Annotated in this window: 10 protein-coding genes and 1 pseudogene; 5 read left to right on the forward strand and 6 right to left on the reverse strand. The window is 62.3% G+C overall.

The genetic code is table 11. From position 1 onward, the window contains the following. From BLR85_RS26985 to BLR85_RS27000, 4 genes and pseudogenes are all read right to left on the reverse strand, one after another. Positions 1-253 (reverse strand): annotated as a pseudogene (locus BLR85_RS26985) (IS110 family transposase); the annotation flags it as partial. 133 nt (positions 254-386) lie between these two features. Next, the gene (locus BLR85_RS26990; protein WP_093164689.1) at positions 387-1,022 is read right to left on the reverse strand and encodes a LysE family transporter; all 636 of its coding nucleotides are present in this window, start codon (positions 1,020-1,022) and stop codon (positions 387-389) included. Then, on the reverse strand, positions 1,015-1,488 hold the full coding sequence (locus BLR85_RS26995; protein WP_170844804.1) for an Lrp/AsnC family transcriptional regulator: 474 nt from the start codon (positions 1,486-1,488) through the stop codon (positions 1,015-1,017). The genes BLR85_RS26990 and BLR85_RS26995 overlap by 8 nt, the downstream gene beginning before the upstream one ends. A 148-nt stretch (positions 1,489-1,636) precedes the next feature. Next, entirely contained in the window at positions 1,637-2,326 is a 690-nt protein-coding gene (locus tag BLR85_RS27000) for a transglycosylase SLT domain-containing protein (RefSeq protein WP_093164694.1), read from the reverse strand. A gap of 262 nt (positions 2,327-2,588) precedes the next feature. Between BLR85_RS27000 and gatB the strand changes: the two genes are divergently transcribed. Further along, a complete protein-coding gene (gene gatB / locus BLR85_RS27005) occupies positions 2,589-4,097 on the forward strand; it encodes an Asp-tRNA(Asn)/Glu-tRNA(Gln) amidotransferase subunit GatB (protein WP_093164696.1) in 1,509 nt (502 codons plus the stop codon). Positions 4,098-4,208: 111 nt separating this feature from the next. Next, on the forward strand, positions 4,209-4,697 hold the full coding sequence (locus tag BLR85_RS27010) for a DUF4177 domain-containing protein (protein ID WP_425284516.1): 489 nt from the start codon (positions 4,209-4,211) through the stop codon (positions 4,695-4,697). A gap of 16 nt (positions 4,698-4,713) precedes the next feature. On the opposite strand, the gene BLR85_RS27015 is transcribed toward BLR85_RS27010, so the two are convergent. Further along, entirely contained in the window at positions 4,714-4,971 is a 258-nt protein-coding gene (locus tag BLR85_RS27015) for a BolA family protein (protein ID WP_093164701.1), read from the reverse strand. A 110-nt stretch (positions 4,972-5,081) separates the two neighbouring features. Between BLR85_RS27015 and BLR85_RS27020 the strand changes: the two genes are divergently transcribed. Then, positions 5,082-5,708 carry a DnaJ domain-containing protein gene (locus BLR85_RS27020; protein ID WP_093164704.1) on the forward strand — a complete coding sequence of 209 codons (627 nt, stop codon included), beginning with the start codon at positions 5,082-5,084 and terminating at the stop codon, positions 5,706-5,708. Positions 5,709-5,771: 63 nt separating this feature from the next. Here BLR85_RS27020 and BLR85_RS27025 read toward each other — a convergent pair whose 3' ends face one another. Then, positions 5,772-6,257: a hypothetical protein gene (locus tag BLR85_RS27025; protein ID WP_093164707.1), complete on the reverse strand. Its 486-nt coding sequence runs from the start codon at positions 6,255-6,257 to the stop codon at positions 5,772-5,774. Positions 6,258-6,466: 209 nt separating this feature from the next. Between BLR85_RS27025 and cobS the strand changes: the two genes are divergently transcribed. Next, positions 6,467-7,453 (forward strand): cobaltochelatase subunit CobS, encoded by a 987-nt coding sequence (cobS, locus tag BLR85_RS27030; RefSeq protein ID WP_093164709.1) that lies wholly within the window; start codon positions 6,467-6,469, stop codon positions 7,451-7,453. 296 nt (positions 7,454-7,749) lie between these two features. Continuing rightward, the coding region (locus tag BLR85_RS27035; RefSeq protein WP_139188358.1) for a helix-turn-helix domain-containing protein at positions 7,750-7,980 on the forward strand (231 nt) is incomplete at its 3' end.

Consider the following 7,980-nt stretch of genomic DNA (forward strand, 5'->3'; position numbering starts at 1 on the left):
GCTTCACATAAGGTTTGACATAGGCCGCCGGCATGAGCCGAACATCATGGCCAAGCTTGCGCAGTTCGCGACCCCAGTGATGGGCTGAACCGCAAGCCTCCATTCCAACCACACAGCGTGGCAATGTCTCGAAGAAGGCGAGCAGCTTCGCGCGTTTGATTTTCTTGTTGATGATCTTACGCCCGGTAGCCGAAACGCAGTGCACCTGAAAAACGTCCTTGGCCAAATCCAGGCCCACCGTCTTTACTGTCATTGGATGGCTCCTTTCCTCGCAGTCGATGACAACTGCACTTTGGCACGTTCGATGCCGGTGGAGCAGGAGCCATCCACCTCATCCGCTTTGTCAGCAAAAGCTGGAATCTTTGCGAAAATCGACCTGCCGATAGCTAATTGATGAGGGTCCCGCCTGCGATCCAGAGCCCCCAGACGAGAAGCACGCTTCCCGAGGCGAAATCGAGCCAGCGCGTTGCGCTGGGGTTCATCCGACTGCCCGCGATAAGCGCAAGGTGCACCAGCAACAGCCACCAAAGCGCCGAGCCGGTAAAGACTCCCATGACCAGCCAATAGGGCGCCGCAGGATTGCCCGAAGCCGCCGAGCCGAGCGCGGCCACCATACCGACAAAGGCAAGGATCGTCATCGGGTTGGAGAGCGTCAGGAAAAAGGTCGTCGCCCAGGCAACCGCAACACCCCGATAGGGGCGTCCATTGCCGGCCGGTTGCAGTTCCGACGCATTTGGCGTGGTGAAGACACCCTTGAGAGACATCCCCCCGAGGATAGCCACCAGCACCCCGCCCGCGATGGCCAGCGGATTGGCATAGGAGACCAGCATGCCCGTCGCCGCGAAGCCCGCCGCCACCATCAGCCCGTAGACCCCATCCGCGGTCGCGGCCCCGAGACCGGTCGCCAGCCCTGCCGCGCGCCCGTCCATGAGCGTCCGGCGAATACACAGCAGCCCGATTGGGCCGACCGGGGCGGCAATGGCGAAACCGATCCCGATTCCCTTGAGCAGAACCTCAAGCATCGTCCCCGCCCGAGTCCAGACCGGCGATCGGCATGGCCGTCGTCTCCTTCAGGGCTTCCAGCGACAGCAGGGTTTCCGTCCGGCGCACGGCAGGCAACGGTTTCAACACCTCCTGCAGAAAGGCTTGCAGCGCACGGCTGTCCCGCACCCGGATCTTCATCAGGTAGGAATGCGCACCGCTCACATGGTGCAACTCCATCACCTCCGGTCGCGCGACGAGCGCAGCGCAGGCTTCCGGTTCACCCTCGTAATCCATATCGATGAAAACCAGCGCGCAAAGCCCCGCCCCGACCACATCCGGGTCCAGCCGCGCCTGCCATCCGACGACCACGCCTTGCGACACCAACCGGCGCACCCGCTCATTTGCGGAGGAAACCGACAGGCCGACCGTCTCGGCAAGCTCCGCGCTTGAAGCGCGTGCGTTGGCCTGCAACAGGCCACATATTTTCCGGTCAATGTCGTCCATTTCCGAATGCATGCCGGAAAGAACACGAAAAATCAATCAAATTTACGGAGACAGCGAGGCATCACCACACAATCCAGCAGTCAGAATCAAAACGGCCGGAATAATTCCGGCCGTTCAAGCAATTCTCTGGATGATCGACAAAGCTCACTCAGCCCTTCGTCAGCCCCTTCAGAAGCGCCGCAGGGCCCTTGGCCTCGGTCTTGCCCTGGCAGAAGGGCTGCGAACGCGTCCACTCGATCATGTCCGAGCGTTTCTTGGCCGAATGGAACGGGCCCCAATCGGCCGCCACGCCGCGCATGCCCTCGCTCACCACGCCATCGCGCGCCACTGTACGTGACATGATCCGGATTGCACAGCTGACATTACTCGCCCCGTTTTTGAGCGCCTCACCGCTGCGCGCCGCGCAATTGTAACCGCGCGCCGTTTGCGGCGAGATCTGAACAAGACCGAACCAGGCCCCGCCACCGCCAACGGCCTTTGGATTCCAAGTGCTTTCATGCTTGGCCAGTGCCGAGATCAGCCCGACCCAGAACGCTTCCCGCTCCTCCTGGCTGCCATTGACATAGCCGGGGCACCATTTCTCGATATCGCGTGGAACCATGTGGGGCAGAACCGCCCCATGCGTGCGCAGCGCTGACACCGCAGTCGCCGTCCACGCATCCGAATTCGGCTGGTGATCCCAACGCATCGCGTAGTCAAGCTCGGGCGTCTTGGTAGAAGCCCTCGCCGTTGGCTCGCCATCGGGCCCAAGCGCCTGTTGAACATCGGCACAAGCCGCAAGGGTCAGCGCCCCAACCAGGACAGAAGCCTTGGCAATGCGCGCAATCAGATTGGACATCTGTAACTCTCGTTAACCGCCTCAAACCGCAAGGCAGCTTCTCATACCCGAATTCGCGTTCTGCGGCAAAGGTGACGAAAATACATCGGCGATTTCTCGCAAACCCGGGACCGGCCGGCCAATCCTCCCTGCTTCCAAACGCCTGCCTAGGCGGTATCGTCGGCTTCAGGCACGCGGGAATGGCGATGGATCGCGCCAGACGACTTGCCCCTTACCCCGCGCTGTTCTAAGACCGCTGCGATCAGCCAAAGGGACCTGCGCAATGCTCGACCTCACCTACGAAGCCCCGAAACCAAAGGTCATTTCCGGTGCCAAGGAAGACTGGGAACTGGTGATCGGCATGGAGGTCCATGCCCAGGTCTCCTCCCGGGCCAAGCTGTTTTCGGGTGCCTCGACCACGTTTGGCGCCGAGCCGAACTCCAACGTTTCCTTCATCGATGCCGGCATGCCGGGCATGCTACCGGTGATCAACGAGTTCTGCGTCGAGCAGGCGGTGCGCACGGGGCTGGGCCTGAAGGCCGAGATCAACCTGTTCTCCGCCTTCGACCGGAAGAACTATTTCTACCCGGACCTGCCACAGGGCTACCAGATCAGCCAGCTCTATCACCCGATCGTGGGCGAGGGAGAAGTGCTCGTTGACATGGGCCCCGGCATTGCCCGCAAGGTGCGCATCGAGCGCATCCACCTCGAACAGGATGCCGGCAAGTCGATCCATGACATGGACCCGCACATGTCCTTCGTCGATCTCAACCGCACCGGTGTCGCGCTGATGGAGATCGTCTCCCGCCCCGACATTCGCGGGCCGGAAGAGGCCGCGGCTTACGTGGTCAAGCTGCGCCAGATCCTGCGCTATCTCGGCACCTGCGACGGCAACATGCAGAACGGCAACCTGCGGGCCGACGTGAACGTCTCCGTCTGCCGTCCCGGCCAGTACGAAAAGTACCAGCAAACGCAGGACTTCTCGCATCTCGGCACCCGCTGCGAGATCAAGAACATGAACTCCATGCGCTTCATCCAGGCCGCCATCGACTACGAGGCGCGCCGCCAGATCGCCATCCTGGAGGATGGTGGCGCGGTGGTGCAGGAAACCCGCCTCTACGATCCGGACAAGAACGAGACCCGCTCGATGCGGAGCAAGGAAGAAGCGCATGACTATCGCTACTTCCCCTGCCCCGACCTGCTGCCGCTGGAAATCGAACAGGGCTGGGTCGATGGCATCGCCGAAACGCTGCCCGAGTTGCCCGACGAGAAGAAGGCCCGTTTCGTGACCGATTTCGGCATGACCGAGTACGATGCCTCGGTGCTGACCGCCGAGGCGGAGGCCGCCGCCTATTTCGAGGAGGTCGCCACCGGGCGCGACGGCAAGCTCGCCGCCAACTGGGTGATCAACGAGCTCTTCGGTCGGTTGAAGAAGGAAGATCACGACATCTCCGAAAGCCCGGTCTCCGCGGCCCAGCTCGGCGGCATTATCGACCTGATTTCCAAGGGTGATATCTCCGGCAAGATCGCCAAGGACCTGTTCGAGATCGTCTATACCGAAGGCGGCGACCCTGCCGAGATCGTGGAAAGCCGCGGCATGAAGCAGGTGACTGATACCGGCGCGATCGAAAAGGTCGTGGACGAGATCATCGAGGCCAATCCGTCCCAGGTCGAGAAAGCCAAGGTGAACCCGAAGCTCGCCGGCTGGTTCGTCGGCCAGGTGATGAAGGCCACGGGCGGCAAGGCCAACCCGAAGGCCGTGAACGAGATCGTGGCCAAGAAGCTCATCTAGACAAGGCAGCGGGGGTGGCGACGCTCGCCCCCGCCTCGCAAAGGACAGAGTTTGCAGGCCCGGGCCACTTGCCTATAAGGGGCCGCGTCGCAAGCGGTGCAGATTGGGAAGATGATGGCGGTTTACGAATACAAGGTGGTGCCTGCACCCGAGAGAGGGCGCAAGGGCAAGGGCGTCAAAGGCCCGCGCGAGCGGTTTGCCAACGCGTTGCAGACAGTCATGAACGAGTTGGGCGCCGAGGGCTGGGAATATCTGCGCGCCGATACGCTGCCCTGCGAGGAGCGTTCCGGTCTGACCGGCTCGACCACCACCTATCAGAACATGCTCGTGTTCCGCCGCGTGCTGTCCACGTATGTTACGAAGAGTGTTGCAAAGCCCAAGGCTCTTCCGGCTCCCGAGGCCGCGAAAGCGGCCGAGACGGCCCTTTCTCGGGCTCCCGATAAAGCCGTCCCCTCGATCATCCCGGAGCGCGGCAGCGACGCAACCGACCAGGCCGCCGCCGCCGCCGCGGCAGCCGCCCTGACCGCCTATCGCGAATCGACCTCGGGCGGCGCGCCGAAGCTCGGCCCAGCCACGGGTCGTACGCAAAAGCCGGACTGATTTCCGAAAGCCCGTCTCAGGGCGCCAAGTCCAGTGCAAGCGCGTGGATCCGGCCAACGAGCTCGGCTCCAAGCGCGGCATGAACCGCCCTGTGCCGCGAAATGCGGCTCATATCGGCGAATGCGGGCGCGCGCAGCCGCACGTGGAAGTGGCTTTCCCCTTCCTCGCGGTAGCCGGCATGGCCGCGATGGTTCTCGCTTTCGTCGATCACCTCGATCTCGCTCGGCGAGAAGGCCTCTGTAAGTTTCCGCTCGATTTCCTCGGCAACACTCATTTTTTGCCTGACCCCCTGTTCTAATCCCCGTCCGACAGATTAAACTCCTGCGTCCGAGTCGGAAAGAACTCAGAATCGAGCGCAGCAGTTTCGAGAAAGGATACCGTTTCATGGCAAAGTCCGATCCCTTCGGCTTCGATATCCGCGTAAAAAGCGACAAGAAAAAGCGCTCGCGGGGCAAGCGGGGTATGTCCGGTGCCTTCGAAACATCGCAGCGAATCTGCGACCATCCGGGCTGTGAAGAGGCCGGGAAATACCGTGCCCCCAAATCGCCCGACTCGCTCGACGACTATTTCTGGTTCTGCAAGGACCATGTCCGCGAATACAATCTGAAGTGGAATTTCTTCGACGGCACCTCCGAAGAGGAGATGCAGGCCCAGGTCGATAAGGACCGCGTCTGGGAACGCGAGACCAAGCCTTTCCGCCAGACCGCCGAGGAACGCGCCTGGGCCCGGCTCGGCATCGACGACGCCCACCAGGTGCTGGGCGAGAACGCCACGCGCAACCCCGGCAAGGGCTCCGGTGGCGGGCGCCGCCTGCCCCCGACCGAGCGCAAGGCGCTGGAAATCCTCGATGCGAAGGATCACTGGACCAAGGCCGAAGTACGCAAGGCCTACAAGAGCCTGATCAAGATCCTGCACCCGGACATGAATGGCGGCGACCGGTCGGACGAAGAACGCCTGCAGGAAGTCGTCTGGGCCTGGGACCAGATCAAGGAAAGCCGGAACTTCAAGTAACCGCGCCGGCGTCCTGGCCGGATCTCCGGCCGATGCGCCTACCCGCAGTAGACAGCAAGACGGCTAGCCTCGGGCGCGTCCTGCAAGGATATGGGTCAGCACGACGATCACGACCCAGCCCGCCGCGATCAGGGGCTGCCCGGCCATCGCGAAAACCGGGACCAGCAGGCCGGCCATCACGGGAATCAGGTCTGCCAGCTGCCAACCATCGGCCAGCAATTCCGGCAAACGCCCGAAGGCAGACCCCACCAGACAGGCCAGCAATGTCGCGATGACCCCGCCAACGCCGGCCAGGGCCCAGCCCGACACGCCAGCGCGACCGAAAAAGCCAGCCAGCAGCCACCCCGAAAGTGCTCCTCCGAGCGCCATGGCAACGAGGTAGCGCAGCACGAGAGCCATGGGCAGATCGCTCCATTCCAGTGCGGTGAAATTCTGCACATCCTCCCGCAGAAGGAAGAAAAGAAACATCGCGCCCGTCAGGGCCATCATCAGGGCCACGACCCGACGCGGCCCGGCAGAACTTTTTTCACTTGCAGCGCGGCCGCTCATTTCTTCTCCCTCCGAATGTCCTTGGAGCCAATGTGCAGGGCCAACGGAGAAAAATACAGCCCCTCGGGACCACCGGGCGCACATTCCGGCCGCACAGCGCTTCTCGAGTCCGTGCGCGCCCAGCCCCCCCTTGCACGCCCGCGCGGAATGGTGCATCCCCGACGACGGTACCGCCATGGCGGCGCCCCACTATTTCGAGGATCTGGATCATGGCAGCGACACCTATCGACCCGAACGCACGGCCCACAGAGGAAATCTCCGTCCGCGATGTCTTCGGCGTCGACACGGACATGATCGTGAAGGGCTTCGCAGAGCGTGGCGACCGGGTGCCGGAGATCGACGCGACCTACAAGTTCGACCCGGACACGACGCTCGCGATCCTCGCCGGTTTCAGCCATAATCGCCGCGTCATGATCCAAGGCTATCATGGCACCGGCAAATCGACCCATATCGAACAGGTCGCCGCGCGGCTGAACTGGCCGGCGGCCCGTGTGAACCTCGACAGCCACATCTCCCGGATCGACCTTATCGGGAAGGATGCGATCAAGCTGCGCGACGGCAAGCAGGTCACGGAGTTTCACGAGGGCATCCTGCCCTGGGCGCTGCGCAACCCTGTCGCCATCGTCTTTGACGAATACGATGCCGGCCGTGCCGACGTGATGTTCGTGATCCAGCGGGTACTGGAGCATGACGGCAAGCTGACCTTGCTCGACCAGAACGAGATCATCACCCCGCACCCCTCCTTCCGCCTGTTTGCCACGGCGAACACGGTCGGTCTGGGTGACACGACGGGCCTCTATCACGGCACGCAACAGATCAACCAGGCACAGATGGACCGCTGGTCGCTCGTCGCGACGCTGAACTATCTCAGCCATGACGCAGAAACGCAGATCGTGCTATCCAAGGCGCCGACCTACAACACGGAGAAGGGCCGCAAGACCGTCAGCCGGATGGTCACAGTGGCAGACCTGTCCCGCACGGCCTTCATGAACGGCGAATTGTCGACCGTCATGTCGCCGCGTACGGTGATCAACTGGGCCCAGAACGCGCTGATCTTCCGTTCGGTTGGCTATGCTTTCCGGCTGACCTTCCTCAACAAATGCGACGAGTTGGAACGCCAGACGGTGGCCGAGTTCTACCAGCGCTGCTTTGACGAAGAGCTTCCCGAAAGTGCGGTGAGCACGGCGCTTGTCTGACGTCGCTGTCTGACAGGACAAGTATTTCAAACCCGCCCGGCGCAAGCCGCGGCGGGTTTTTCTTGGGCTATTTCGGAAGCATCGAAGACAAGGCTCGTTCGTGATGGGCGCGGCAGCTGGGGGGCGCTGCCCCCCGCGCTCCATGAGCGCTCCCCCCGGGATATTTTTGGAAAGAGGAAGTATTACGTGCTGTTCAAAATCGTTACTCTAGAGCGTGTCGCGGCCTATCTGATTCAGGCTTCCCAGATTGGTTGTGATGTGATTCCCTTCTGTTGAGGCAGATATAGGGGTCTCAGATGGGCAAACCACATCCAATAGAGCTACGCGAGCGCGTCGTCGCTTTTGTCGATGAAGGTCACGGGCACCGCGAGGCGGCGCGGCACTTCCGGGTTTCGCCGAGATTTGTGAACGATCTGATCAAGCTGCGGCGGGAAACCGGATCACTGACACCACGACCGCAAGGTAACGGAGGTGGTCACCGCAAACTGGCCGGCGTGACCGGCTGGATTGAGGCGCGCATCGCCGAC

It is taken from the genome of Aliiruegeria lutimaris (genome assembly GCF_900099935.1).
Lineage (GTDB): Bacteria > Pseudomonadota > Alphaproteobacteria > Rhodobacterales > Rhodobacteraceae > Tropicimonas > Tropicimonas lutimaris.